Genomic DNA, 26,356 nt, shown 5'->3' on the forward strand with positions numbered 1-26,356 from the left:
TCCGCACCGTGGAGCCGGTCGACCGCACGCCTCAGGCAACCACCGCGACATTCCGAAACTGCTGAAGGAGAACTCCGTTGATCCGCACGCACGAGGCGGGCACACTACGCGCCGAACACGCCGACGAGACCGTGGTCCTGGCCGGTTGGGTGGCCCGACGCCGCGACCACGGCGGCGTCGTCTTCCTGGACCTGCGTGACGCCTCCGGTGTCGTCCAGGTCGTGGTCCGCGAGGACGAGCTCGCCCACGACCTCCGCTCGGAGTACTGCGTCAAGGTGACCGGTACGGTCCGGATCCGTCCCGAGGGCAACGAGAACCCGGACATCGCCACCGGCGCCGTCGAGGTCGCCGCCGACCGCATCGAGGTGCTGAGCGAGTCCGCTCCGCTGCCCTTCCCGCTCGACGGCGTCCAGGAGGTCTCCGAGGAGGCCCGGCTGCGCTACCGCTACCTGGACATGCGCCGCCCGGAGACGGCGGAGGCGCTGCGCGTCCGGTCCCGGGCGACCTTCGTCGTCCACGACGTCATGCGCGAGCACGGCTTCGTCAACATCGAGACCCCGTACCTGACCCGCTCCACCCCCGAGGGCGCCAGGGACTTCCTGGTGCCGGTGCGCCTACAGCCGGGGCACTGGTACGCCCTGCCGCAGTCCCCGCAACTGTTCAAGCAGTTGCTCATGGTGGGCGGCATGGAGCGGTACTACCAGATCGCCCGCTGCTTCCGCGACGAGGACTTCCGCGCCGACCGGCAGCCGGAGTTCACCCAGATCGACATCGAGATGAGCTTCGTCGACCAGGAGGACGTTATCGGCGTCGGCGAGGCGCTGGTGGCCCGGCTGTGGGGCGAGATCCTCGGCTATGAAATCCCGCTGCCGCTGCCGCGGATGCCGTTCCGCGAGGCGATGGACCGCTTCGGCTCGGACAAGCCCGACCTGCGCTTCGGGGTGGAGCTGACCGAGCTGACCGAGCTGTTCGCCGACACCTCCTTCCGGGTCTTCCAGGCCCCCTACGTGGGCGCCGTGGTGATGCCGGGCGGTGCCTCGCAGACCCGCAAGCAGCTCGACGGCTGGCAGGAGTGGGCCCGGTCGCGTGGGGCCAAAGGGCTGGCTTACGTGCTGGTCCAGCAGGACGGGACGCTTGGCGGCCCGGTCGCCAAGAACCTGTCCGAGGCCGAGAAGGCCGGGCTGCTGGAGGCTACCGGAGCCGCGCCGGGCGACGCCGTCTTCTTCGCCGCGGGCACCCGCCGCCAGGCCCAGGAGCTGCTGGGGGCGGCACGGCTGGAGATCGGCAACCGGCTCGACCTGATCGACCGGTCCCAGTGGTCGTTCCTGTGGGTGGTGGACGCCCCCATGTTCGAGGAGGACGGCGAGGGCGGCTGGACCTCGGTCCACCACCCGTTCACGGCTCCCAAGCCGGAGTTCGCCGCCACGTTCCACGAGGACCCGGCCAACGCGCTGGCCTACGCCTACGACATGGTCTGCAACGGCCAGGAGATCGGCGGCGGGTCGATCCGTATCCACCGGAGCGAGATGCAGCAGCGGGTCTTCGAGACGCTGGGCATCAGCAAGGACGAGGCCGAGGCGAAGTTCGGCTTCCTGCTGGAGGCGTTCAAGTTCGGTCCCCCGCCGCACGGCGGCATCGCGTTCGGCTGGGACCGCATCGTCGCCCTGCTGTCCGGGGGGAGCTCGATCCGCGACGTCATCGCCTTCCCCAAGACCGCGTCGGGGGCCGACCCGTTGACGGGGGCGCCCACCCCGATCACGGCGGAGCAGCGCCGGGAGGCGGGTGTCGACGCCGTTCCGGAGGAGTCGGCCTGACCCGTCCGGGCGGAGTCTGCGGGGCGGGCGGCCGCGGGGCTGCCCGCCCCGTTCGGGTCAGGGCGGGGGAGAAGAGAACCCCTGGTGGTCGGAGAACGGTCCGAGGAAGATTCGCTTTCCGGTCATACAGCGCTTTTCTTGTTATTTTTCTCTCATTACAGTGATGTTGCGTCGCGGAACGGTCGCCGACAGTGATCGACTGTGTGGTGTCGGCCCGTGGGGAGCACCCGCGTCGCGTGTCCCGGAAGGACTGGACCAGCGAAAGGCGTGCCCATGCCCACCACGACACTCCGACGCTCCCTGGCCCTCCTGGCGGCCACCGGCTGCGCCGTCCTCGGCTTCGGCGCCAGCGCGGCCGCCGACGCGGTGGACTCTCCGCAGCGTCCGCCCACGGCCAGCCTCGTGCTCACGATCACCCCGGAAATCGACTCCCCCGTGGTCAGCCACGAGGTCCAACGGCCCCAGGCCAGGAGGGTGACGCTGACCTGCGGCCCCGACGGGGGCAGCCACCCCGCTCCGGAGAAGGCGTGCGAGGCGCTGCGCGAGGTCGACGGCTACTTCGAGCGGCTGCCCTCCATTCCCAACGTGTTCTGCCCGGCGGTCTGGGACCCGGTGCGGGTCACCGCGACCGGAAGCTGGGGGAACCGCAGGGTCGTCTACGCGGAGAGGTTCGGCAACTCCTGCGAGGCGGGAGTGGGGACCAACGGGGTCTTCTTCTTCTGACCGGTTGGAGGAAGGTGAGAGCCCGGCCGGTGCGGCCGGGCCCTCGTCGTGTGTCGCGTGTGCTTGATGTGTCTCAGGTCACAGGAACCACGAGGATGCTCGCGGAGTCTGATGGGGTGATGTGTCGACTGGTGGGTGGATTGACCGGTTGCGGCGTAAAAAGATCGAACATGTCGTAGCCGAGTGCTAGGGTCGCTCCACCAGATGCCACCCGCTTGGACGCCAGTTCAGGCCAGCCATGCCCCCGTACGTGGCCTGGGCGGTGGGACGACGGAGGATTCCGGGCTCTTCTGTTTCCCTCCGGTCGGCATCAGAAGAACCCCCGTATGCACGCAACAGTTGGAGAATTGATGACCCTGGGTTCGTCCCGGTGGGGGATCGGCCGTGTCGCCGCCGCCACCGCGATCGCTGCTGCAACCCTCGCCGTGTCCGGCTGCGGACTGCTCCTGAACCGCGGCGGAAACGCTCTGGACCAGACCCTCGACGAGCTGGAGCAGAACCTCGACGAGCTGGAGAACCCGAGCGGGACCACCGAGGAGGACGTCTTCAACATCGGCGTCGGGGACTGCTTCCCCTCCGAGGAGACCCAGGCCGAAGGGGAGGTCTCGACCGTCCAGACCGTTCCCTGCAGCGAGCCCCACGACGGCGAGGCGTACGCGGCCGGGGACATGCCCGACGGCGATTTCCCCGGTGAGGTGGAGATCCAGAACTTCGCGGACGACTTCTGCATCACCGAGTTCGACCTCTTCGTGGGAGTCTCCTACGAGCAGTCCGAGCTCGACTTCACCTACTACTACCCCACCGCCGAGTCCTGGGCCAGCGGGGACCGCGAGATCCTGTGCGTCGTCTACGACCCCGCGGGCGACGTCACCGGAACCCTCGAGGGCGCCGCTCGCTGACCTGTGACCCCGCACGGCCCCGTCGTGGCACCGCCACTGCGGGGCCGTCTTGTGTGTACGGGAAGACGGCCGATGTCACAACGGGGGGACGGTCGGGTTGAACCGCTAGAATTGTGAACGCTGTGCCGAGAATCCCGATGGCGTCAGGCAAGGGAATGGTCAAGGATCGGCAAGAAAAGTTCTGTCAGGGCGGAAGGATCGCGGCGAATTTCGGGGGACCGGCGGTTCTCAGACCCTGATACGGATGATCTCCAAGCGACCGAATCAAGCGAGAGTTCCCCTCGGCTGGTGACCCGAACGAAGGGGGATATTTCGTTAAAATGGGCTGAAACGGATGTCCGGGAGGGGTTCGCTGTGCGGACAGGACATTCGCGACGACACGGGGATGATCGATTACGTGAACGGATCGACCGGAACAACGGGCGACTTCGCCGGTTCTGGAGGAAAGACTGACGCTCTCGGGGCGGGAATGGACAATCCAGCGGGCACGGCCTTCCACCATGCGCCGACAGCAATGCTCGTGGCCGATCACGCCGGATCCGTCCTCGTGGCCAACCAGGCCCTCACTGCCCTCCTGGGACACCCGTCCAGCGAGATCACGGGCCGCCCCTGGCCCGAACTGTTCATTCCGGACGACCACGGCCGGGCCTGGGAGCAGCACAACAGGGCGCTGCGGGGAACCGTCTCCGGCCCCTGGCCCGACCTCACCCTCCGCACGGCGCAGGGACGGTCGCAGCGCACCGTCGTCCAGGCCCACCCCCTCCCCGCCGCACCCGGGGAGGACGGCCCCGGTGTCGTCGTCCAGATGTCGGTCGCCAGCCGCGACGAGGAGACCCTGCGCATCGTCACCGAACTGCGGCTCCGTGAGGCGGACACCGCCCTGTGGTCGCTCGACCTCACCACCGGCGAACTGAGCGAGTTGTTCGGCCCGTCCCCGCTGGGCCGGATGCTCGCCGGCGAGTCCTGCACCCTGGAGGACTGCCTGGCCCGGGTGCACCGCGACGACGTCGCCCGGCTGCGCGACGCACTGGAGACCTCCTACCAGGGGCGCGACTACGAGCAGCGGTTCCGCATGTTCGACCAGGTGGGCGACGAGCGGTGGCTGTACGCCCGCGCCACCCACGTCGGCGGTGAGCGCCCCCGGCTCGTCGGCGTCGTCGACGACATGACCGAGCACGTCCAGCTCGTCCGCCGCCTGGCCGACCGCCGCCGGATCGAGGCCGCCCAGGGGCGGCAGGTCAACGAACTGGCCGCCAAACTGGTCTCCGCCACCACGGTGCAGGAGGTCACCGACCTGCTCAGCAAGGAGTTCATGCCGATCTTCGGCGGCGACGGCGGCCACGTCCTGCTGCTGGACCAGGACGAACTGCAGATCTACCCCGCGGACACCAGGGATGCGGGCAGGTGGCTGCACCCCGGCGAACACCGGGACGTCTCCCACCCCACCGGGGCAGTCCTCCAGGACCGCCAGCTGCGCTTCTTCGAGAGCCGTTCCGAGCTGCTGGAACGGTTCCCCGCGGTGGAGGGGGCGCTGCGCCGCATCGGAAGCCACTCCTGGGCCTTCGTCCCGGTCTTCGGGGACGCCAAGGTGGCCCTGGGCGTGTGGGTGGTGGCCTGGACCCAGCCCCACCACGCCACCCCGGACGAGCGGGCGCTCATGCTGACCCTCGCCGGACTGGCCGGGCAGGCCCTGCAACGCGTCAACCGCCAGCGCGCCGAACTGGAGCTCGCCGACGCGGTCCAACGGCGCATGCTGCCCCCGCAGCCCCCGGACTTCTCCGAGCTCGACGTGGCCGTGCGCTACCTGCCCGCGCGGGCCGGCTGGCGGGTGTGCGGCGACTTCTACGACGCCATCAGACTGCCCGGACGGCGCATCGGCCTGGTCGTGGGCGACGTCCAGGGCCACGGCGTGGAGGCCGCCGCCGCGATGGGCCAGATCCGCATGGCGTTCCGCGCCTACGCCAGCAACCAGAGCGACCCCGGCACGGTCCTCACCGAGACCAACCGGCTGCTCACCGAGACCGGGGAGATCGTCTTCGCCACCTGCGGCTACCTGGTGATCGACGTCGACCTGGGGCAGTTGCAGGCGGCGTGGGCGGGACAGCCGCCCGTCGTCCTGGCCACCACCTCCGGCTTCGAGGTGTGGGAGCCCGAGACCGGGCCGCCGGTCGGCGTGGACGCGGAGGCGAAGTACCCGGTCAGCTCCCGCTCCCTGCCGTCCGGCAGCACCCTGCTGATGTGCTCGGACGGGCTCGTGGAGAGCGCCGAGGTGAACATGGACGACGGTCTGGCCGCGGTCGGCAACGAACTCAGCGCCAAGGCCGCCGACGTGCACAGCGCGGCCACCGCCCTGGCCGACCTCGCACCGGCGGGACGCGGCGACGACATCGCGATCCTCGTCGCCCGGGTCCGCTGACCCGATGGCGCGGATCGGGGCGGCCGCGGCCGGGCTGCTGCTCGCCTTCACGGCCCTGGCGCTCCTCCTGGCCGCGGGGACGGGCCGGTCCCCCGTCCACGGGTGGGACGCCGTCCTCACCGGAGCGGTCGCCGACACGCGGTCCCCCTTCGCGACCGGAGCGGCGCTGCTGCTCCACCACGTCGGGGCGTGGCCGTGGGGGAGCGTCCTGGTGGTCGGGCTGCTGCTGCCGCTGGTGCTGCTGCGCCGCTGGATCTCGGCCCTGCTGGTCGCGCTCGCCTGGGCCGCCACCTTCCTGGCCGCGGTCCCCCTGGCCAAGGACGTGGTCGGCCGCGGCCGCCCCGCGCAGGGCCTGGTCGTCGAGGACTCGGCGGCCTACCCGTCCGGGCACACCGCGTTCGCCGCGGCGCTGGCCGTCGCCGCGGCGGCCGTCAGCCCGCCGCGGGCGCGGATCCCCGTGCTGCTGGCCGGGGCCGCGTTCACCGCGGTGATGGCCTGGAGCCGGATGTACCTGGGAGTGCACTGGTTCTTCGACACGGTCGGGGGAGCGCTGCTGGGCGCCGGACTCGGACTGCTGGTCTGGTGGCTGCTCCACCCGCTGCTCCCGCGCCCCGTCACCGGAGGGGAGAGGCGGGACTAGGCTGAAGACGTGTCCGAAACGCTGTTCGACGACGCCGGAGCCGAAGCCCACCGCTCCGAGGAGCCGCTGGCGGTGCGGATGCGCCCCCGCACCCTCGACGAGGTGGTCGGCCAGCGGCACCTGCTGGGGGAGGGGAGCCCGCTGCGCAGGCTCGTCGAGGACGACGCGCCCATGTCGCTGCTGCTGTGGGGGCCGCCCGGAACCGGCAAGACCACGCTGGCCACCGTGGTCAGCAGGGCCACCCGCAGGCGCTTCGTGGAGCTGTCGGCGGTCACCTCCGGCGTCAAGGACATCCGCGCGGTGGTCGACGAGGCCCGCCGCGAACTCGGCATGCGCGGCGTGCGCACCCTGCTCTTCGTCGACGAGGTCCACCGCTTCAGCAAGACCCAGCAGGACGCCCTGCTGCCCTCGGTGGAGAACCGCTGGGTCAGCTTCATCGGCGCCACCACCGAGAACCCGTTCTTCTCGGTCATCAGCCCGCTGCTGTCCCGCTCGCTGCTGCTCACCCTGGAGTCGCACACCGACGACGACATCCGCACTGTCCTGGAACGGGCCCTGGTCGACGAACGCGGCCTCGCCGGCCGCTACACCCTGGCCGCCGACGCCGCCGACCACCTGGTACGGCTCGCCGGGGGAGACGCCCGGCGCTCGCTGACCTACCTGGAGGCCGCCGCACTGGTCGCGGGGGAGCGCACCGAGATCACCGTGACCGACGTCGAGCGCGCGGCCGACCGCACCGCGGTGCGCTACGACCGCTCCGGCGACCAGCACTACGACGTGGTCAGCGCGTTCATCAAGAGCATGCGCGGCAGCGACGTCGACGCGGCCCTGCATTACCTGGCCCGCATGATCGAGGCGGGGGAGGACCCGCGGTTCATCGCCCGCCGCATCGTGGTGCACGCCAGCGAGGACGTGGGCATGGCCGACCCCACCGCACTGCAGGTCGCGGTCGCCGCCGCCCAGGCCGTCGAACTGGTCGGCCTGCCCGAGGCGCGCATCAACCTCGCCCAGGCGGTCATCCACATCGCGCTCGCACCCAAGTCCAACGCGGTGGTCACCGCCATCGACCGGGCCGTCGGCGACGTGCGCGCCGGGCGGCTCGGCGCGGTCCCCGCCCACCTGCGCGACAGCCACTACCGGGGCGCCGCCGACCTCGGCCACGGTGTGGGCTACCGCTACCCGCACGACCATCCGGGCGGGGTGGTGGCCCAGCGGCACCTGCCCGAAGGGCTGGAGAACGCCGAGTACTACCGGCCCACCACCCACGGCGCCGAGCGCCGCTTCGGCGAGGTGCTGCGGCGGATCAGGGGAGTGCTGCGCGGCGGCTCCGACTGACCGCGGGCGGGAGCGTGCGGCTCCGCGGCGTACCGCACGCGTGCGGCGCCGGGAACGCGGGGACTGCTCCGGAGGCGCGCTGTGCGGCGGGGCGCTCCGCGGTTTCCGGTGTTGCGGACGCGACGGCGCGGTGCTCCCGAGTCCCCCGGTGCCGCACGGGAAATCTTCTCCGGAGGCCGGCCGGTGGGGAGACGCTTTCCTCGGCTGCGGTGCGTTTCCGGGGTTTCCGGGTTGCGGAGCTCTTCGGAAGATTGGCGACAGAAGAGATGTGTGTTGCTGTATCGCCATCAAAAGTAATGGATGTCGTTTTTGAGAGATTCTGTGCCGGTGGGCACCGGGCCGCCGCCCCCTCCTCCGAGTGGTTGGCACTCTCGGTGACCGTGTGACTCCTCTCGAGGGCTTCTTCGGGGGGCAGGGCTCTCTCAAGGTGTTTTTTGTGCTTATCCCCAAAAATGGGGGTGATCCATTGCCAGGGTGAACTATTAGGGTTATTCGTAATGACTTTTCGGACGGCTGACAGCGGCGTCTCCGCACGGACGCCGAACAGGGCGGGAAGCACTGGATGACCGAGTACGCCACCGGAACGGTGCAGGAGGACGGCCGCTACCGCTACTCCTTCCGCGCCGACAGCAGCGGCGGCAGTGGACGGGCCGAGGTTCTCATCGAAACGGTCGACCCGCAGCTCACCGAAGAGCTGGCCGCCGAGGCGGCCCTGGCAGCAGAGGCCACCGGCGCGGTCATGGACGGGACCGGAGGAAGGTTCCCGCGCACCCTGGCCGAGTACGTCGAGGCGGGAACCGGCGCCAACAGCTCCCGGAGCACGCTCGTGCTGCGCGTGCCCAGGGGGAGGGGCCAGCTCCTCTACCTGGAACCGGCGATCCAGGACAACCCCCGCCTCCTGCCGGTCACCCCCAAGGTCGTCCGCAAGATCGCCGTCGACGTGTACGAGGCGCTCGCCGTCCTGCACAGCGTCGGCTACGCCCACGGCGCCGTGAACACCTCCAGCCTGCTGTGGAACCGGCGCGAGGCGGTGCTCGCCCGCTACCACCGCGTCATCAGCGACCCCGACGGACGGCGAAGCAGCATCGACGTGGCCGACGCGGCCCGCCTGCTCTACCACGTCGCCACCGGACGGCCGCTGAGCGGCGAGCTGACCCACAGCGCCCACCGGGAGCTGAACAGCCGAGTGTCCGGCCTGGGCGACCTCGTCGCCGCCGCCCTGGACCCGCCCGACCGGCGGATCAGCGCCGCCGAGGCCCGGGACCGGGCCCGCCAACTGGTCCCGGTGGAGGAGAACGCACAGAGCGACGCGGCCTCCGCGCCCCGACGAGAGGACACCCCGGAGGAGGCCGCGGCACGGCGGGAGTTCCGGGAGCTCAGGGTCGAGCAGCAGGACGCCCGCCGCAGACGCCACCCTCCCGAGCCTCTCCCCGAGCCGCGCTGGCCCACGCCCGACCCGGGCCTCCTGAAGCCCCGGTCGCCGTGGCGGGTGCTGCTGGACGAGGGGGTCGGACCCGCCGCGCGCCAACTGCTCGACCGCGCCGGCGGACCGGCGACCCGGCCCCTGGCCGTCGGGACGGCAGCCGTGCTGCTGGTGATCATCCTCGGGGTACTGCTGGGAAGGATGCTGTGATGAGCCGACCGGTGGACCTGCCGCCGACGGTGGACTGTCCGTACTGCCTCGCACGGATCGACACCTCGCGCGCCAGAAGCGTCATCCGCGACATCGCCACCCAGGAGGTGAAAGGCGACGTCACCGACGTCGTCCGGCAGCACGGACTCATCGGTGTCGCCCCCTACAACCGCGGCAACACCTACCTGGAGTGCACCCGCAGGGTGCGCCTCGACCCCACGTCGGCGACAGGCTACGGTGCCGGCCTCCTGGACGAGCCCACCACCGTCGTCGTGGGCGGCTCCGGGGACGGCGAGCCCACGACCGCCTTCACCGGCGGCATCGACTTCGACGACCCGGACGACGAACCCACCGGGTCCCCCCTCTCACTGGACGACGACGTCGACGGGGAGGACGACGGGGACGGCTGGGAGAGCTCCACCGGCACCCAGCCCCGCCCTGTCCTGCCGACCCAGACCGACGAGAACGAACTGCCCGACCCGCACTACCTCCCCTACGAGTACTGCCAGATACGGCGCACCCTCAACATCGGACTCATCGGAACCACCCGCTCCGGCAAGTCGCACCTGCTCGCGGCGATGCTGTACCGGCTGCGGGAGGAGGAGAGGCGGCTCGCCCGGCTCGGCGTGCACGTGGAACCCTTCGCCGAGATGTGGGAACACTACATGCAGCGCGAGGACATCGCCGGCTTCCTCGCCCCCGACCGGCGCACCGCCCTGCGCCGCACCAACCGGACCGACCCGGTCGAGTTCCGCATGGCCTACACGGTCACCAGCACCTGGAACGGCGAGCCGACCGACTGCGTGGTGAGCTTCTTCGACGTGGCCGGAGAGCTCTTCCTCGACGCCAAGGCGCGCCGCCGCCTCCAGTTCATCTACGGCCTGGACGCCTACATCTTCGTCGCGGACAGCCAGGCGCTGTACGGCTGGGACGGCAAGCGCCGCGGCCTGCTCCACCGGTCGGGGTTCGACGAAGTCATCAACCAGATCCTCCAGAACGAGCGTCACATGGCGCACGCCACGAAGCAGAGACGGGAGACCTTCCTTCCCAAGCCCGCGGTGGTGGTCCTCGCCAAGGCCGACCTCCTGCTCGCCCAGAACGAGTACTGGACCAGCAGGTGGCTGGAGCGCGACGACGACTTCGAACTGGAGACGGTCGACGAGGAGAGCGAGGACGTCTACGTCTACTGCGCGACCAACGGGGCCAGGGAATGGCTGAAGCCGGTCAGCGCGTTCGAGGACGCCACCCTCCACTTCACCTCGGCCACCGGCTGCGAGGAGCGGGACGGGCACTACAACAAGCGGAAGTTCCGCCACATGCGCGTCCTGCGCCCCCTGCTGGCCCTGTTCGCCATGACGGGAATCATCGACCCGAAGACGATCAACCACGCCTACGTGCCAGGCGTGCGCGACCCGAGGTGAAAGGGGACGGGGTGAGCACGACCCGCGCAGAGCGGGACACGCGCGTCCACCAGGTGGTGTTCCGGTGGACCGACCAGCACCTGCTGGGCGGACGCGGCATAGGCCCGGTGGGAACGTCGCTGCCGGAGCAGCGGGACCTGGCCCGGTGGAGCGACCTGTTGGACAACGGGGACCTGGTCGGGCCGATGCACCCCGACCGGCCCGCGGTGGGGCTGCTGCGGCCGCGGTCCCGTTCCGGCCTGGCCGTGATCGTCCGCGCCGACGCGGTGCCCACCTCGTCCCGGGGCTCCCACCAGGTCCACGCCCTGGTGGGGGCGGCCGACGTGCTGACCGCACGGCTCGCCCTCGGCCTGCGGGACTGGACGGGATGGCTGCCCCCCGAGGACGGCCCGCTGCCCGACCCGCAACTGGAGGCGCTCGACGCCGCCGCCCTGGAGGCCGCGTGCGCGCGGCCCGGCAGCGCCGACCCGGGCGAGGTCGCGGCGCTGCTGCGGCACGTGCTGCACCACCCCGACTACCACTTCCACTTCGCCGGGGCGGCCAGCGACCCCTACGCCCTGGGGCACGCGCTGGCGAGCCTGCTGGACGTCTCCCTGATGGTGGAGGGCGACGTGCAGGCGGTCACGGCCCAGCCGCGGATCGCGGTCACCGTGGAGAAGACCCACCTGCGCATCCCGCCCTCGCACTGGTACCGCAAGTCCCCCGCCAGCCGCGCACCGCTGGAGGAGTGGGCCGAGGACATCGCCTACCTGGTGGAACGGGAGCTCGCCGCCCCGCGGACCACCCCGCGCAGCCCCCGGGAACTCCTGCGGAGCCTGTCCGACCTGCACTACCAGAAAGAGGGCCTGTACTGGGCCCTCAGCCACGCGCTCCAGGGAAACGCCAAGGTCCGCCGCTACCTGACCCAGGAGGACGGCCTGCACTGGGCACGGCAGGAGTTCGCCGCCCTGACCCCCGACGAGCTGGAGAAGCTCTGCCGGGCCTGGGGCGGCTGGCCCAACGCGCCCGGACAGCTCACCGAGGAGCTGAGAGGCAGGGTGGCCGCCCTGTCCCTGGACTGGCAGGACGATCCCGCCCTCGACAGCCTGCGCGACGCGGGCCGCCAGGTGTTCCGCCCGGCCCCCGGGGCCTCCACGGAGGAGCGCCGCGAACAGCTCCGACCGGTGGTCGAACGGATCCACCACCTGTGGCGCGACCGGCACAGGCGCTTCCTCACGGACTGCGAGGTGCTGCTGTGGCACGCCCACCAGCTCGCCCACCTGTCCTCCGACGAGGTCCACAGCCTCCTCAAGGTCCTGGAGGTCCCCGCAGCGGACCTGGTCGTGATCGCCCACCACTACACCGGGGACGCCGGGGCACGGGAGTTCCGTCGCGGAGTGCTGGAAGCGCTGCAGCAGGCCCCGACCACCCTGCAGGACCGCCCGAAGACACGCGAGGAGTTGCGGGGGAGCGACTTCCTGCTGGACACGTTGGCCGAGGTGACACCGGAACGACGGCGGGCGCTCTTCGCCCGTCTGCTGGAGCTCGGCTACGGCCCGTCCCAGGAGGTCCGGGACGACCTTCAGACCTCCGAGAAGCTGGGCAGGGACCTGGTCTCCGTCTCCGGGCACCGGGTGTTTCCCTCCCTGCTCCCGGTGGCGGCCCGCCACCTCCACACTGCGGCGCGCTTGGGAGTGTGGCGCGAGCTGCGGAGCGCCCTGACCAGCAGGGAGACCACCCCGCTGCTCGACGGCGCGCTCGCCTACCTGGTGGACCAGCTCATCGGTGCCCAGAACCTGGACTTCTTCCGCGAGGCCCTGCGCTTGCTCGTCGACCTGCGGCGCGCCGACGCGCTGCCGCTGCGCGAGCTCCAGCAGAAGCTCCGCAAGCACGACTACTTCCAGGAGAAGCTGCACGGCTTCGGCGGCAAGGACCGCTACGGCGCGGTGGGCAGGGAGATCATCCTCGCCTTCGCGGACCTGATGTGGCTGGCCAGCGGGGAGGTGCCCCCGCTGGACCACAGCCGCCCCCTGCCCGAGAAGAAGGTGCAGGAACTGGAACGGGCGGAGCGGTACCGCGACCCCGCCTACTTCCGGCTGGCGCTGATCCGCGTCTCCCGTACCGCCTCGGCCCGCACCCCGGCCTCCGAACGCCTGTGGAGCGATTTCCCCCCCGAAGTGGTGGAGAGTTTCCGGGACCGCCCCGAACTCCTCCGGCTGATCGGGGAACCCCCCAGGAACAGGGACGACCACGCCCGGATCTGGGAGGTGGGGCCGCGGAGCTCGCAAAGAAGCACTGGAGCGAAGGGCGAGCCGCCCTCGCGCGTCCTGTCCTACCGCAGGGGCGCAGCCGAGGTGGACCGGGACTCGGACTACGACAAGGAGTTGTTCGAGGACGAGGAGCCCGCGGCTGCCGCGTCCCTCCGGCCGCTGGGAACCGGCGGCACCGGCTCCGCGGACGCCGCATTCACTGACGATGCGTGGGACCCCGAGGACGAACCGCTCTGGGAACAGGGGGCGAAGCTCCGCACGGCCGAGGACACCGCATCCGCCGACGACGAGCGGGAGGACGAGCCCACACCGTTCTGGAAACGGGTGACGGGGCGCTGGAAGCGCCGGAAGACCGAGGACACCGCCGAGGCCGACCCGCAATACAGCGATTGGAGACCCTGGCTGGCAACCTTGGCTGTCTTGGCGATAATCGCCGCCGTCGCCGCTCTGATCCTCTACTTCAGTGCCCGGCTTCTCGACAGCCCGGCGAACGGCGGCCCCACTCCGGACCGGCCCGGTGCCGCCACCCCGACGCAGAGCCACGCCCCCTCCCCGTCGCCTTCAACTGAGGAGACTTCCAGGTGAGCACCCCGACCAGCAGTGCCCACGACCTGGCCGACATCGCCGAACAGCTCGACCGCCACGCCCGCACCGCCCCTCCGGCGGGCGCGCAGGTGCTGCGCTCGCTCGCGCGCAGCCTGGCCGACGGCGGAGCGGACCTGGCCGCCACCGACCTGGCCGCCGCCTACCCGCCCGACTCCCTGATGCCCGACCTCCCGCCGCCGCGCTGGATGAGCCTGCTGCTGTGGCTGCTGCGCGGGGCCCGCGACGTCCTCATCTTCCTCCCGGTGTTCTGGACCTGGTACCAGCTCATGCAGGTGCTGTCCGCCTTCGGCGACGCCCCCGAGGGAGCCAACTTCCTCTACGGCTGGCAGCAGGGCGGCTTCACCGGCACCGGCCAGTTCGAGCCGCTCAGCACCACCGCGTCCTGGGTCTGCGTCTTCCTGCTCGGCGTCATCGGCGCGACCCTCCTCGTCCACGTCCTGGAGGGGGTGACCGGCGCGCTCAGCGACCGCAGCCGCCGGCGCGAGCACATCGCCCAACTGCTGGCTCTGGCCACCTACCTGATCCCCGACCGCCCCGACTCGGTGCGCGCGGAGGTCCGCGGCGCCACCGAGACCCTGCAGGGGATCCGCCGGGCGATGGCCGGCATGGAGAACGCGCTGAGCGCCGCCACCGACAGCATGCACGGGGCCGCGGCCGACATGCGCCAGGCGGCCGACGGCATCGCCGAGGCGCTCGCCGGAGACCCCCGGGAGCAGCTCATCCGGGCACTGGACGAGTGGCAGACCCGGATGGGGCAGCTCGCCGACGCCGTCCGCGAGGCCCGCACCCCCGCCGAGCTCCTCGACAGCCTCACCGGACTCACCCGCAGCGCCGTCGAGGGCCAGGAGCGGTTCAGCGAGCAGACCCGCCGCATCCTGGAGCTGCTCAAGGAGCAGAGCGAGCTCGTGGAGCGGCACACCGCCGAGTCCGCGCGGTTCGCGACGGACACCATGGACCGCGTCACCGCCGCCCTGGAGAAGCTGGAGAAGGTCTCCGATGAGCTGGCCGCGGCCCAGGACAGGCTCGGCGCCTTCACCGAGCAGTCCAGCAACACCCTGCGGCAGGCGCTCGACGAGTTCACCGACCTCGCCGACGACCTCGGCTTCCTCGTCAAGGACGTGCAGCGCGCCGCGGCCCGGCACCGGGACGAGGAGACGTCGGGCGGACGCGAGGAGGACCCGTGGTCCTGACCAGGCGCCGCGGACGCACCGGCGGACGGGTCCCGGCCATCCACCTGGCGGGCTGGCTCTTCGCCGACCTGCTCCTGGTGCTGTTCCTCGTCTCGCTCAGCGCACAGCACGCCCCCGAGGCCCCCGAACCCCCGCCGCCGCCCCCGCCGAAACTGCTGAGCCCCGAATCCTGCGAGTTCACCGTCCGGCTGGGCAACGGGTTCACCGCGGACCGGGACCGGGTCGTCTCCGAGCTGGAACGCATCCTGTCCGCCCCGAAGGACAGCGACTTCAACACCGACGACGGCCACGGCGCACCCAGCGACAAGTGCCGCGAGCACCTGGCCGAGCAGCGGGACGTCGGCTTCGTCATCGCCTTCGGCAGTGGCAGCAACCAGCAGATAGGGGCGGCCAAGGAGTTCGCCGCCGACGTCGCCGAGATCGCGATCGAGGAGATCCCCCAGTTCAAGGACGCCAAGTACCGCGAGCTGTGGACCGGCGGCAGCCCCGGGTCGGTCGAGCTCTCCGTGTTCTTCCTGGAGTGAGGTGGTCCGCCGCGCGCGGCGGACCACCTCACTCCCGCCCGGCGGCCTCGGCGAACCGCCGGGCCGTGTCCGCGGCGACCGAGGCGATGACCACCCAGGCCAGCCCGCGGGCCGTGTCGGGGTCGGCGCGCACCACCGCCTCCTGCTGGCTGGTCCACCAGCGGGTGGGACAGCGCAGCGCCAGCACCGCCGCGCGGTGCCGGTCGAGTTCGGCGCTGCGCCGCCGCACCAGCAGCGCCGTCGCGTACACCCGGTCGGTCAGTTCCCGGTCCGGGGGCAGCAGGATCTGCGGGTGCCCCAGCGTGTCGTGCTCGGCCCAGATCTGGTGGCGCAGTTCGCGCAGCGGCTCCCTGGTGCGGTCCACGACCTCGGCGACCTGGGAGCGGAGCCGCCGCAGCACCCGGCAGCCCCGCCCGAGGTGCTTGCCCACGCACAGGCCGTGCCGGCAGACGTGCCGGGCCGCGTACCTCTCGACGATCACGCTGCGCTCCCCGAGGAGGCGGCGCAGCAGGGCCTGCTCCTGCGCCCCGCCGGAGGCCAGCGCCACCAGCCCGTCCTCGTCCACGGGGTGGCCCCGGTAGCGGGGCCGCTCGTGCGGGGCGAGCCGCAGGGCGATCTCCGCGAGGGCCTCCTCCAGCTCGGACAGCTCCAGGTACTCCTCCTCTGCGACCCGGCGCACCAGGTCGCGCAGGCCGCGGTCGGTGAGCCCGAGGCGCCGCGCCTCGCCGAGGAGGCGCTCCCGGTTGCGGCGCAGCCAGGGCACCGGGTTGCCGTGGTGCTGCTGCATCTCCAGGACCAGCAGGGTCGCCGCGTCTCCCGCTTTCCGGGAGGGGCGGTCCCGGGGCGCGGCGGCAGACCGGGGGGAGCCGAGCGCGTCGAGCTCCTTCAGCAACTGCTCCGCGGTGGGGCGCTTCTTGGGATCCTTGTCCATCGCCCGCACCGCCAGGTCCGCCAGCGGCCCGCGCAGGCCGTGCAGCTCGGGCGGGGAGTGCAGCACCCGGTTCATGACCTCCTCGGGTGAGGAGGCGGTGAACGGCAGCCGTCCGGTCGCGGCGAACACCACCACGCAGCCCCAGGCGAAGACGTCCGAGGGCGGTTCGGACACGCCCCGGTACCGTTCCGGGCTCATCGTGCCCGCCGTGCCGATCGGCGGCGCCCCGGTCCCGGTGAGCCCTTGGGCGTCCGCCGCCCGCGCGATGCCGAAGTCCAGCACGACCGGTGTGCCGTCGGGGCGGACCATGACGTTGGAGGGCTTGAGGTCGCGGTGGACGACACCGGCCCGGTGGATGGCGCACAGTGCGGCGGCCACCCCCCGGGCCAGCAGGAGCAGGCGCCGACCGGACAGCTTCCCGCACCGCTGCAGGGTGCGTCCCGGCACGTAGTCGGTGACCAGCCAGGGGTGCCCGTCGGAGACGCCGGAGTCCAGCAGCGGGACCACGTGCTCGCTGCGCAGCCGCTGCAGCGCCCGGACCTCCTCCTGGAAGCGCCGGTGCCGGTGGTCGACGTCCGGGGGCATCCCGGAGCGCATGAGCTTCACCGCCACGGGGCGCCCCCGGGAGTCCAGGGCGGCGTAGACGACGCCCATGCCCCCCGTGCCCAGGCGGCCGACCAGCCGGTAGCCGGGAATGCGGACGGCGTGGTCGCCGGGGCGCAGGGGGGACAGGTCGGGCGGAAAACCGTGGGGCATGGGCGTTCCTGGTTCCGGGGGGATGCTCCGTCGTCGATTATCGACTCTCGGACCGCTCCGTACTGCGGTTTCCCCGAAACCGGAAGGGGGCGCGACCGGCGCGCCCCCCACACTCAGCCCGCGGGCGGGTACAACTCCGTGACCGCCGTGATCACGGGCAGGCCGGTCTCGGGGTCGCGGTCGCCGAAGGTCACCTCGGCGATGACCACGTCTCCCCAGCTCAGGTAGTTGGCCAGGTCGCGTCCGGTGACCTTGTAGGTGCCCCGCCCGTCCTCGTCGACGAACACCTGGTCGGGGTTGAGACAGAAGTGCGCGCACATCACCTCGGCGTCGCTGGAGATCAGTGCCTCCAGCGGCTGGTCCGCCCCCTCGACCGGGGTCCACCGCTCGCTCCAGTCCTGCGGGGTGAGCTCGCTGCCGTTCTGCCCGGCGAACGCGTCGTCGCCGGACGCGGGCTCCACCGGGGTGTAGGGCCACGGCCCGGACAGCAGGTTGACCTCGCTGGAGCTGTCGAGGCGCACCACGAGGGTGCCGGAGTCCCACTCGGGCGGCGGGGCGGCCTCCGGGGTCTCCTCGCCTCCGGACGCGGGCTGCGCGGAGTTCTGCTGGGGGGCGGGGGAGTCGCCGCCGAGCAGGGAGACTGCTCCCCAGACGACACCGCCCACCAGGAGCAGGGCCGCGGCGCCGCCGCCCGCCAGCAGCAGGAGCCGCTTGTTCGACCCGCCCGAGCCCGACGGTCCGCCGGAGGACTGCGCGGGAACCGCGGCGGGTTTTTCGACCGGGGCGGGGGGCGCTTCGGCGACGGCGGTGGACGTCGCGAAGGTGGCGGTGGTCGAGGCCGCTTCGGCAGAGGCCGCGGCAGGCTTCTCGGCCGCAGCGGCGGGTTTTTCGGTCGGCACGGCACCGGCGTCCGAGCCGGAGGACCCCGCGCCCTGTGCCTTGGCCGGAGCGGCCTCCGGAGCCGTCTGTTGCAGCGACGAGAGCACCGGCACGGGCATGGTGAGGGACGACAGCCGTCCGCCCTTCTTGCCCTTGGGACGGCCGCCCACGTGGACCACCCGCGGCAGCAGCGCCGGTTCCACGATGCCCTGCCACTCCCGGTGCAGCACCCGGGTGACCCCGGAGCCCCGGCCGGCGTCGCTGCCGACCGACCCCAGACCGGTCTCCCACAGTTCGATGGAGGAGCGCACCAGGCTGCGCACGTCGGGCCGCTCCCCGGGGTCGGCTGCCAGCGCCGACTCCAGCAGCGGGCGGATCTCGTCGGCGACACCGTCGAGATCGGGCTGCTGCTCGCCGATCCGCCCGGCGACCTCCTCGGGGGTCCCGGTGCCGAACGGCGGACGCCCGGTCCCGGCGAAGGCGAGGACGGCGCCCCAGGAGAACACGTCGGAGGCCGGGGTGGGGGCCTCGCCGCGCAGCCGCTCCGGGCTCAGCCACGGGGCCGACCCGGGCGGCACCGCCGTCTCCCCGGACAGGGCGCAGTCCAGGATGCGCGGCCCCTGGGAGCTCAGCAGCACGCTGCCGGGCTTGAGGTCGCCGTGCACCAGGTCCAGGGAGTGCAGCGCCGACAGCCCCTCGCCCAGCCCGGCGGCCAGGGCGGTGAGCCGCCCCAGGGTCATGGGGCCGCGCTGCCTGGTGTACTGCTCCAGCGGGGTTCCGGGAGCGTAGCGCGTCGCCAGCCACGCGGGCGTGCTGCGGACGTCGAACGCCACGGGCGGCACGTAGCAGCGCCCGTCCACGGCACCCAGGACACGCAGTCGCTGCTCCAGCCGGGCGCGAGCGGCCTCGTCCGGGACGAGGGCGGGCGGAACGACCTTGACCGCCAGCAGTACGTCCGGTTCGACGTCCGGATGCACCGCGGCGTAGACACTGCCCGCACCCGTCGAACCGAGCCGACCCACCAGCACGTACGGGCCGATGGAGCTGGGATCCTCCGGCGTGGTGGGGGCCAGGTCAGGGGGGACCAGAACGGAAACCGTTCGTTCGGAACGTCGACTCATCGTGGTCCTGTCTCAAAAAATTCGAGGTGGAGTGCTGGAACGCGCAGTAGTGGGAAACGCGCAGTGGTCGGCAGTAGTAGCCGGTCGGTAGTTGTCGCCATTATCGGGAGAACTCGGTCATCTTGTCAGACCGAGACGCTTCTATCCTCTTCCCTGTCGCCCTCCGATCGAATGCGCCACTCCGTGTTGCCAAATCTCTACGTAAAGTGTCTGTCCTGTGAGATTGGTGCGTGAATCGGGGAAAGGTCCGGACTGCGGGGCCGCCCCGGCGGCGGGGTGACCGGCCACAGCGGGCGGACCGGACCGGGGAAACGGCGGGAAAGCGCCGCCGGAGGTCCCGTGGGGAACAGGAGAACCGCGATAGTGTCAGACCCAATCCGGTTCTTCCTGAGGTGGCGGCCCGACCCCCTGGGCAGCCCGGCCGCCGATCGAAGGCCGTCCTGCGCCGACCTCCGCGTCGGCTGCCCGAAACTCCAATGATCCCAAGTGTTAGCGGAGTCCGCATGCTCACCGGAGGAGAACTCGCGGCCCTGGTCGCGGCCGTGGCCTGGGCCGTGGTGGCCGTGTTCCTGTGCATCGCCCTCATCAAGCTCATCCGCCTGCTGACCGAGGCGACCAGCGCCGTGGCCGAGCTCCGGGCGCGCACCACCCCCCTGCTCGACGACCTCGCGACCACGGTCGAACGGGCCAACAGCTCGCTCGACCGGGTCGAGGAGATCACCGCCAACCTCGCCAGCAGCAGCGAGGACGTCTCCACGGTCACCGCGCTCACCCGTTCCGCGGTGACCGGCCCCCTCGTCAAGGTGGCGTCGCTGTCCTACGGGGTGCGCCAGGTCCTGGGACGGCGCAAGACCCTGGCGCTGATCCGCACCCGGCGCCGGAAGGAGCGCGTGTGATCGGCAGGGCCTTCTACTTCGTGGCCGGGGCGCTGGTCGGCGGCTACGCGGTCTACCGCGCCACCCGCGCCGCCCGGGCCTGGTCCCCCGGCGGCATCGCCGACCGCGTCGAGAAGCGGGTCTCCTCCTACCGCGAGGCGCTGCGCGAGCTCAACGAGGACGTCGCCGCGGCCGTGCGCGCCCACGAGGAGGAACTGCTGCGCCGCTACGCCGCCGACCCGTACCCGGAACTGCCCCGGCGTTGACCTTGACGGGAAGGGGCGCCTCCCCGCGCGAAGCAGCCCTCTCCCGTCAAGATCGTCAAAGGGATCGGGGGCGAGCCCTCAGCCCTGTGGGGGCGCGCCGTTGAGGATGCCGGTGATGGTGGCGGCGAGCCGGACGGCGGGGGTGTTCTCGGGGATCTCGTCGCCCGCGTCCAGGGACCACTCGGCGCTGCGGTCCTCGCGCATGTCGAGCTCCACGGTGTAGCCGGTGCGGGGGTGGCAGACCCGCAGCGAGGCCGGGTCCTCGGCGGAGTGGTGCACGGTCAGACCGGCCGCCTCCAGCAGGGCGGCCACGGTGGCGGTGTAGCGCTCGAACTGCTCCTCGCAGAGCAGCCGCGGGGTCTCGGTGTCGATGGAGGTGTCGACCTCCTGCCACGCCTGGGAGACAATCGGCGTGGGGAGTGCGTGGACATCGGTCATGCGGTGTTCTCCTCCCTGCGGCACCGCCCGGAGTGGTTGAGGGTTCCAAGCTCAAGAATCACTTCGGGCGGTGTTCTATTTGTCTGTTTTGCGGGCCTCTGGCCTGCGCTAAGTAATTCTTCGTGAGCTCTCCTTCACGTACTGCTAGAGTGATCCACGGGCAAGGGTAAGTCAAGTTTTAGGTCAAATTTTCCAAACTTCTCTCAAGGGGTAGCGGATGTCCAAACGGCGGCCGACGCTGCGGGCGCAGTGGCTGGGCAAGATGCTCAAGGAACTTCGGGAACAGAACGGGCTCAAGCTGACCGACAGTGCCGAGTACCTCCAGCGCAGCTTCTCCGCGATCAGCAAGTTCGAGTCCGGGGCACTGCCCATCCGGGAACCGGAGGTGCGCGCCCTGATGGACCTCTACGGAGTGGAGGGGGAGCGCCAGCGCGCCGCGCTGATCCAGTTGTCCCGCGAGGTCAGCAAGACCGGCTGGTGGGAGAAGTACTCCGACGACATCACCGACTGGTTCGTCGACTACGTGTGGTTGGAGAGCCGGGCCAGGCATATCCGCGCCTACGAGGTGACACCGGTCAACGGGCTGTTGCAGACGAGGGAGTATGCGGAAGCATGGATGCGTGCGGTGAATCCCCATGACTCCGCTGCTCAGATCGAGCGGGGCGTCGAGTTGAGAATGGCACGCCAGAAGATTCTGCGTGGTGAGAAGGCGGTCGAGTTGGAGGTTCTCCTGGACGAGGCAGCTTTGCGCAGGATCGTTGGTGGCCGGGACGTGATGAGAGAGCAACTCCAACACCTGCTGGTCTGTGGGAAACAGTCCAACATCGAGATTCGAGTCCTTCCTTATTCGGCTGGAGCCCACGCAAGTCCGGACGGAGGTTTCACCCTGCTCCACTTGGAAGACCCGTTCCCCTTGGTCGCCTACACCGTGGGAGTCGCTGGAGGGGTTTACTTGGAATCACACGAAGCAGAGAGAGTCGACGTCCTGTACAACCGTCTTCGAGAGAGCAGTCTGAGTCCAGAGGAGTCGGCCAAGTTGATCGTGGAACTCCAGAAGGAGATGAGATGAACCAGGACGACACTTTGGTTCTCGACTGGAGAATCAGCAGCTACAGTCCAAGCGGCGGCAAGAGCTGCGTCGAAGTTGGCTGGCACATCAGCAGCTACAGCGCCAACGGCGGTGGCAGGTGCGTCGAAGCGGGTCCTCTCCTCGACACCCCCGCCCGGGTCGCGGTCCGCGACTCCACGCAGCGCGGTCTCGGGTTCCTCACCTTCCCCGCCGCCGAGTGGCACGCCTTCCTCCGCGCGGCCACGAGCGGCGCGCTGTAGGGCACTCGGCGTTCCGACCGAAGCGGGCATGCGCCGCTCCACTCCTCCGGGCGGGACTCTCCCGCACCGCTTTCTCGCCCCAGCAGACGGAGTCAAGGCTCCGGTCAGCGGATCAGCAGGCATGCGTCCCAGTCGGACGCGGGAGGCTCGGGACGTGCGGCGGTGCGGAGCGCGAGAGCGAGCCCCGCGTCCCCGTCCAGGAACCCGGCCTCCTCGCCTCGCCGGGAAGCGCCGCACGTGATGAGGTGTTCGGCGAGGCGCGGCAGGCAGTCCGCGAGCACCGGGGTGTGCGAGTCGCGGGCGGTGCGCCAGACGGTCTGGAACACCCCGGCCCAACCGTGGCACAGGCCGGGGTCGATGATCTGGCCGAGTTGGGCCGGATCGTTCAGACAATCGGCGAGAACCTGCTCGGCCCTGCGCTGCCTGACGAGGTCTCCGGTGGCGAGGGCGGCGAGCTGCTGGGCCCGCGCGATCGCCGGAGTGCCGTAGCACCAGGAGGGGCGCAGCGGCCCCGGCTGTGTGCAGCGGCGGGCGCGGTGCTCGTCCCGGGTGATCCAGCGGGGCCACCAAGCCCCAGCGGGAGCGTCCTGCTGCCAGGAGTCCAGCCAGGCGCAGATGCGGACGATCGCCCCGACCTGCCCCGTGACGATGGCTCCTTGCTGGAGTGCCAGGGAGAGCAGAGCCAGGGGGCCGGTGATGCCGTGTGCCATGCCGAGGTTGGCGTGCCCACCGGCGAAGCCGGTCCGGTCGCCCTGATGAGGAGCGTGGCCCACCCACCACCCCGGCAGCGGGCAGCCGTCGACACGGACCGGTTCGGTCAGTCGGACCAGGTAGGACAGCACCCGTTCCAGAGCAGAGGAAGCCGGGTCCGTGCGCAGCAGTACGGCGCCGATGCCGGTCAGGCCGCTGAGGAGGTCGTACTCGCCGAAGACGGGGAGAGCGCCCCGGTCCATGCGGGCAAACGCCGCATCGAGGCGACGGTGGGCCACGGCACGGACATGGTGCGTCATCGTGCTGCGGGCCGTGGCGTAGCGTCCGCTTTCGTCGTCGGCGCAGACCAGGACAGCCGCCAGCGCGGGAGCACCGTGGAAGAGGCGGGCCCGGTCGGTGGCGTCCACGCCGTCGCGGGCCGCAGCCTGCAACCAGGCATGGGCACTGCGCCATGCTGCCTCGTCGCCGCCGCGGGCGCGTTCGATGTGCACGAGCGCGATTCCGAGCGCTCCCGCCGCCAGGGACTGGGGAGGAGCACCTAGGGGCACGGCGGCGGGCTCGGTCAGGCGCGCGGCCGCGGCGGCCGCGGCGGCCGCGGCGCGTCCGGCACGGATCGGCATCAGGGTTTCCCGGCTGTTCGGGTGTGTCTGCGGGTGAGGGCGACCGCGCGGGCCAAAGCCTGCACTCGCTGTTCGTCATCGCGGTCGGGTCCGCGGACACGGTTGTGGTGCATGTGGAACAGGGAGGGCAGCACTTGGCGCGGACGGGGGAGGCAGGCCAGGTAGGCGGTGAGGGCCTGGTCGCGGTCCGCCCAGGCGGCTGCCAACGGTGGGGAGAAGCTGCCGGGCCGGGTGAGGATGCGCGAGGCCAGGGCACGGGCCGCACGGTCCACAGGATCGGCTGGGCGGGGCAGATGGTCGAGCAGCCAGGTAGTGCCGGTATCAGCAGCGGCGGCCAGGCGTAAAAGGGAGGCCGCGGCCAGGGCACGGGTGCGAGTGGGGTCATGGTCGGCCGAGGCCAGTTGGGTCTGGGCGGCGCGGCTGTCGGCGACGAAGAAAGCCTCGGCGGCGGCCAGCGCGGGACCGTGGCCGTAACGGGCGGTCTCGGGCCGATAGGTGTGCAGGCTCAGAGAATGCAGCAGGCCGCAGGCGTGTAGAGACCGTGCCCAGGTGCCCACGGCAGCGGTCGGTTCCGCGGGGCTGGTTTCGGTGCGCAGCCGCAGCCGCAGATGCGGGCCGTCATGGTCGCGGTAGCGCACAAACCAGAAATCGCCAGGCCCTCCCAGAAGATCCCACAGTTCGGGAAGGCGGTCCAGGATCAGCAAGCACAGGTCAGGGCCGGTATACAGGTGGACGGACAGCCAGGGGCCGGTGCCGGGCGGGTCCGCCACCGGCGGCGACTGCGGACGGGCGGATACGGCGGTAACGGCCGAGAGCTGAGGAGCCGGGACAGGGGCTGCGGTGCGGCGCAGCGGAACCACGAGTTCGTGAGGGCGGCCGCCGCACCAGCCGAACGCCTCCTCATCCGGAGCTTCGGTGAGGACCGCGGTGCCGTACCGTGCCAGGTGGGTCTCCAGCAGGTGACGGTGGGCGGACCGGGACAGGTCAAGGGGCAGACAGCGTTCGCCCTCAACGAGCTGGACCCGCTGCGGCAGCGGCGGGTGGGAGCGGACGGTGGACAGGTCCTCGGCGGTGACGCGCCACTGGGCCGGGGCCGCGACGGTGCGGCCGCTGCGCAGCCGCGGCAGGAAAACGCAGTCACTGGCGGCGGACGGCCAGGTGAACCCCAGAGAGGGCAGGGTACGGGCGCGGGGGAGTTCGGTGACGAACCGGGCCAGGGGGTGGGTGTAGTGGTGCGGTTCCAGCGCCGAGGCCAGGAACGGTTCGATCACGCGTCCGGTGGGCAGGTGCAGCAGCCGCAGGTGGTCGGCGTCGACGCGCACGCCCACCTCCCGCGGGTTGATGACTTCGATTCCGGGAGCCGGCGGCGGGTGTTCGTCGATGACCAGTACGTGAGCAGCCACCACGGGGGAACGGGCCACATGGGCCGCGGTGTCGGCCATCGGCGGAGCCAGGACCTGAACGGTTACAGCCCTCTCGGTGAGTGTGGGCAGAGCCCGGTCCAGATCAGCGGGAACCATGCCGTCCAGGTGGGCGAACCGGCCGGTGAGCGTGCCCACCCCTCGGGAAACTGCGGTGATCCACAGACGGAAATCGCCCGCGTCCACCACTTCGGGGGTGGCAGCGTGCAGTTGGGCGCGGAGTTCCACGTGTACCGGCGGGTGAACCGTCTGCTCACCGCTCAGGTGCTGCCAGGCCGGGTCTTGCAGGTCGATCTCGAACAGGCCCTGGAGGGCGGCGGTGTGCAGGGCGGCGACCAGAATCCGGGAGCGTTCGAGGTTTCCCCGGTCCGGGGCGGGGGCGGACAGACGTGAGCCCCGGTAGCCGTGTGGGAATCCCAGCCCGGCAGGGCCGGTGAGGTCGAGCAGTCCCACAACCGTCCCCTGGCCGTAGGTCTCCAGGCAACGGGTGTGGTAGTCGATCCAGGCGGGGTGGCCGGTGGGGTGTGGGGCCAGCGTAGCCAGAACCCCGGCTGCGCGGGCTGCCTCATGGGCGACCTGGTGGGGCAGGACGAGGTCCACGTCCAGGCGGGTGTCCACCGCCAGCCGCGGCAGCGTCTCGGTGTCGGTGTCCGGTAGCCGCCGCAGGATCTGGCCGCGCAGGCCGGGGCGTTCCCCGGCGGGAGTACCGGGATCGTTGTGGCACTCCAGGAGTTCACTGGCCGCTTTCAGTCCGGGGTCGTGGTCGGCCAGGTGGGCCAGTGGCCGTGGATGCCAGACGGGAGGCCGCTGGGAGCCGATGAGGATGCGGTGCTCCAGGAGGGAGTCCACCAGCGCGGCGGCCTCTCGCGGATCGGCGTCGGGATAGGAGTCGCCGAGCATGCGGAGAAGCTCCGCGAGCGGCACAGGGGTTCGGGCGTTCTCCACCACCAGGGCGACGGCAGGAGTGAGACGTACCGACACCTCGGCCGCCTGGCGCGGATCGTCTGCCCCGGGCTTGTGGGACAGGACCAGCCGATCGCCCCGGACACGAGCGGTGGAGGCCGCCACCACAGTGGTGAAGGAGCCCGGGACTGGGTGGTGACGGGCGCGGACGGCCAGCCAGGCCGAAGCCGGCTGGGCTGTCTCCCGGTGATGCTCGCCCCACCGGACGCGGGTTCGACCACCCGAAGTCAGCGGAGCAACCCCCGTGAACAGCCCGTAAGGAGTTGGGCGGCCACCGTAGCGGAGCAGATAGCGCATGAGGGAGACAGCAGCCCGGCGGACCTTCTTCGCCGCGACGGCATCGGCGCCGACGATGGCGTCCAACTGCCGGACTAGGGAAGGGCTGGCCACGGCCAGGGCCTCGATCAGGGCGTGGTCACGGGTGTGGAGGTCGTGAATCCAACCGCGCAGCTCCTCGATGGGGGCGGTGCCCGGATCAGGCCAGGGGGTTTCCGTGTCGGGGGTGCGGGTGGTGGCGCGCAGGGTCAGGCCCACCGATTCCAGGGGGGCGTACACCGGGAATCCTTTCTCCGGACAGGAACTTCCTGGGCGCCCCG

The 26,356-nt window shown here is 71.3% G+C and carries 20 protein-coding genes; 15 read left to right on the forward strand and 5 right to left on the reverse strand.

Features of this window, described 5'->3' with window-relative positions; translation table 11 throughout:
- The first annotated feature begins 77 nt into the window (after window positions 1-77).
- The 11 genes from aspS to AC529_RS15520 all read left to right on the forward strand — a co-directional run bounded on the left by aspS (window position 78) and on the right by AC529_RS15520 (window position 15,450).
- Window positions 78-1,814 (forward strand): aspartate--tRNA ligase, encoded by a 1,737-nt coding sequence (aspS, locus tag AC529_RS15470; protein WP_068757934.1) that lies wholly within the window; start codon window positions 78-80, stop codon window positions 1,812-1,814.
- Between the two features lie 273 nt (window positions 1,815-2,087).
- Window positions 2,088-2,537, forward strand: coding sequence for an SSI family serine proteinase inhibitor (locus AC529_RS15475; protein ID WP_068757936.1), 450 nt, complete (start codon window positions 2,088-2,090; stop codon window positions 2,535-2,537).
- A 350-nt stretch (window positions 2,538-2,887) separates the two neighbouring features.
- Window positions 2,888-3,436: a septum formation family protein gene (locus AC529_RS15480; RefSeq protein ID WP_068757938.1), complete on the forward strand. Its 549-nt coding sequence runs from the start codon at window positions 2,888-2,890 to the stop codon at window positions 3,434-3,436.
- A gap of 469 nt (window positions 3,437-3,905) precedes the next feature.
- The gene (locus tag AC529_RS15485) at window positions 3,906-5,852 is read left to right on the forward strand and encodes a SpoIIE family protein phosphatase (protein WP_083948312.1); all 1,947 of its coding nucleotides are present in this window, start codon (window positions 3,906-3,908) and stop codon (window positions 5,850-5,852) included.
- 4 nt (window positions 5,853-5,856) lie between these two features.
- Complete coding sequence (locus AC529_RS15490; RefSeq protein WP_083948314.1) at window positions 5,857-6,492, forward strand: phosphatase PAP2 family protein; 636 nt, start codon at window positions 5,857-5,859, stop codon at window positions 6,490-6,492.
- 9 nt (window positions 6,493-6,501) lie between these two features.
- A complete protein-coding gene (locus AC529_RS15495; RefSeq protein WP_068757942.1) occupies window positions 6,502-7,827 on the forward strand; it encodes a replication-associated recombination protein A in 1,326 nt (441 codons plus the stop codon).
- A 562-nt stretch (window positions 7,828-8,389) separates the two neighbouring features.
- Window positions 8,390-9,460: a protein kinase family protein gene (locus AC529_RS15500; RefSeq protein WP_068757944.1), complete on the forward strand. Its 1,071-nt coding sequence runs from the start codon at window positions 8,390-8,392 to the stop codon at window positions 9,458-9,460.
- Window positions 9,460-10,881: a hypothetical protein gene (locus AC529_RS15505; protein WP_068757946.1), complete on the forward strand. Its 1,422-nt coding sequence runs from the start codon at window positions 9,460-9,462 to the stop codon at window positions 10,879-10,881. Before AC529_RS15500 ends, AC529_RS15505 begins: the two co-directional genes overlap by 1 nt.
- Before the next feature lie 11 nt (window positions 10,882-10,892).
- The gene (locus AC529_RS15510) at window positions 10,893-13,715 is read left to right on the forward strand and encodes an ATP-binding protein (protein WP_232306764.1); all 2,823 of its coding nucleotides are present in this window, start codon (window positions 10,893-10,895) and stop codon (window positions 13,713-13,715) included.
- The gene (locus tag AC529_RS15515) at window positions 13,712-14,926 is read left to right on the forward strand and encodes a hypothetical protein (protein ID WP_068757950.1); all 1,215 of its coding nucleotides are present in this window, start codon (window positions 13,712-13,714) and stop codon (window positions 14,924-14,926) included. The genes AC529_RS15510 and AC529_RS15515 overlap by 4 nt, the downstream gene beginning before the upstream one ends.
- The gene (locus tag AC529_RS15520; RefSeq protein WP_068757952.1) at window positions 14,917-15,450 is read left to right on the forward strand and encodes a hypothetical protein; all 534 of its coding nucleotides are present in this window, start codon (window positions 14,917-14,919) and stop codon (window positions 15,448-15,450) included. The genes AC529_RS15515 and AC529_RS15520 overlap by 10 nt, the downstream gene beginning before the upstream one ends.
- A 28-nt stretch (window positions 15,451-15,478) precedes the next feature.
- Here the strand turns inward: AC529_RS15520 and AC529_RS15525 are convergent, their stop codons facing one another.
- Window positions 15,479-17,137 (reverse strand): serine/threonine-protein kinase, encoded by a 1,659-nt coding sequence (locus AC529_RS15525; RefSeq protein WP_068757954.1) that lies wholly within the window; start codon window positions 17,135-17,137, stop codon window positions 15,479-15,481.
- 113 nt (window positions 17,138-17,250) lie between these two features.
- On the reverse strand, window positions 17,251-19,137 hold the full coding sequence (locus AC529_RS15530; protein ID WP_068757956.1) for a serine/threonine-protein kinase: 1,887 nt from the start codon (window positions 19,135-19,137) through the stop codon (window positions 17,251-17,253).
- 503 nt (window positions 19,138-19,640) lie between these two features.
- Between AC529_RS15530 and AC529_RS15535 the strand changes: the two genes are divergently transcribed.
- Together AC529_RS15535 and AC529_RS15540 are read left to right on the forward strand one after the other, a co-directional pair.
- On the forward strand, window positions 19,641-20,033 hold the full coding sequence (locus tag AC529_RS15535) for a DUF948 domain-containing protein (protein ID WP_068757958.1): 393 nt from the start codon (window positions 19,641-19,643) through the stop codon (window positions 20,031-20,033).
- Entirely contained in the window at window positions 20,030-20,278 is a 249-nt protein-coding gene (locus tag AC529_RS15540) for a DUF6167 family protein (RefSeq protein WP_068757960.1), read from the forward strand. Before AC529_RS15535 ends, AC529_RS15540 begins: the two co-directional genes overlap by 4 nt.
- Window positions 20,279-20,356: 78 nt before the next feature.
- Here AC529_RS15540 and AC529_RS15545 read toward each other — a convergent pair whose 3' ends face one another.
- On the reverse strand, window positions 20,357-20,716 hold the full coding sequence (locus tag AC529_RS15545) for a hypothetical protein (protein ID WP_068757962.1): 360 nt from the start codon (window positions 20,714-20,716) through the stop codon (window positions 20,357-20,359).
- Between the two features lie 217 nt (window positions 20,717-20,933).
- Between AC529_RS15545 and AC529_RS15550 the strand changes: the two genes are divergently transcribed.
- Both AC529_RS15550 and AC529_RS15555 read left to right on the forward strand, forming a co-directional pair.
- Window positions 20,934-21,785, forward strand: coding sequence for a helix-turn-helix domain-containing protein (locus tag AC529_RS15550; RefSeq protein WP_068757964.1), 852 nt, complete (start codon window positions 20,934-20,936; stop codon window positions 21,783-21,785).
- Window positions 21,782-22,045, forward strand: a complete 264-nt coding sequence (locus tag AC529_RS15555) for a DUF397 domain-containing protein (protein ID WP_083948316.1) — start codon at window positions 21,782-21,784, stop codon at window positions 22,043-22,045. The genes AC529_RS15550 and AC529_RS15555 overlap by 4 nt, the downstream gene beginning before the upstream one ends.
- A 104-nt stretch (window positions 22,046-22,149) precedes the next feature.
- On the opposite strand, the gene AC529_RS15560 is transcribed toward AC529_RS15555, so the two are convergent.
- The gene (locus AC529_RS15560; RefSeq protein WP_068757966.1) at window positions 22,150-23,376 is read right to left on the reverse strand and encodes a lanthionine synthetase C family protein; all 1,227 of its coding nucleotides are present in this window, start codon (window positions 23,374-23,376) and stop codon (window positions 22,150-22,152) included.
- On the reverse strand, window positions 23,376-26,315 hold the full coding sequence (locus tag AC529_RS15565) for a lantibiotic dehydratase (RefSeq protein ID WP_232306765.1): 2,940 nt from the start codon (window positions 26,313-26,315) through the stop codon (window positions 23,376-23,378). Before AC529_RS15565 ends, AC529_RS15560 begins: the two co-directional genes overlap by 1 nt.
- Window positions 26,316-26,356 lie beyond the last annotated feature (41 nt).

The sequence above is a fragment of the Thermobifida cellulosilytica TB100 genome, from assembly GCF_001517975.1.
Lineage (GTDB): Bacteria > Actinomycetota > Actinomycetes > Streptosporangiales > Streptosporangiaceae > Thermobifida > Thermobifida cellulosilytica.

Bases quoted from the DNA above. Each gene is read 5' to 3' on its own strand.
- AC529_RS15555 (WP_083948316.1), top strand. From the start codon at position 21,782: ATGAACCAGGACGACACTTTGGTTCTCGACTGGAGAATCAGCAGCTAC.
- AC529_RS15490 (WP_083948314.1), top strand. From the start codon at position 5,857: ATGGCGCGGATCGGGGCGGCCGCGGCCGGGCTGCTGCTCGCCTTCACG.
- AC529_RS15500 (WP_068757944.1), top strand. From the start codon at position 8,390: ATGACCGAGTACGCCACCGGAACGGTGCAGGAGGACGGCCGCTACCGC.
- AC529_RS15530 (WP_068757956.1), bottom strand. From the start codon at position 19,137: ATGAGTCGACGTTCCGAACGAACGGTTTCCGTTCTGGTCCCCCCTGAC.
- AC529_RS15480 (WP_068757938.1), top strand. From the start codon at position 2,888: ATGACCCTGGGTTCGTCCCGGTGGGGGATCGGCCGTGTCGCCGCCGCC.
- AC529_RS15560 (WP_068757966.1), bottom strand. From the start codon at position 23,376: ATGCCGATCCGTGCCGGACGCGCCGCGGCCGCCGCGGCCGCCGCGGCC.
- AC529_RS15535 (WP_068757958.1), top strand. From the start codon at position 19,641: ATGCTCACCGGAGGAGAACTCGCGGCCCTGGTCGCGGCCGTGGCCTGG.
- AC529_RS15475 (WP_068757936.1), top strand. From the start codon at position 2,088: ATGCCCACCACGACACTCCGACGCTCCCTGGCCCTCCTGGCGGCCACC.
- AC529_RS15525 (WP_068757954.1), bottom strand. From the start codon at position 17,137: ATGCCCCACGGTTTTCCGCCCGACCTGTCCCCCCTGCGCCCCGGCGAC.
- AC529_RS15485 (WP_083948312.1), top strand. From the start codon at position 3,906: ATGGACAATCCAGCGGGCACGGCCTTCCACCATGCGCCGACAGCAATG.
- AC529_RS15545 (WP_068757962.1), bottom strand. From the start codon at position 20,716: ATGACCGATGTCCACGCACTCCCCACGCCGATTGTCTCCCAGGCGTGG.
- AC529_RS15505 (WP_068757946.1), top strand. From the start codon at position 9,460: ATGAGCCGACCGGTGGACCTGCCGCCGACGGTGGACTGTCCGTACTGC.
- AC529_RS15550 (WP_068757964.1), top strand. From the start codon at position 20,934: ATGTCCAAACGGCGGCCGACGCTGCGGGCGCAGTGGCTGGGCAAGATG.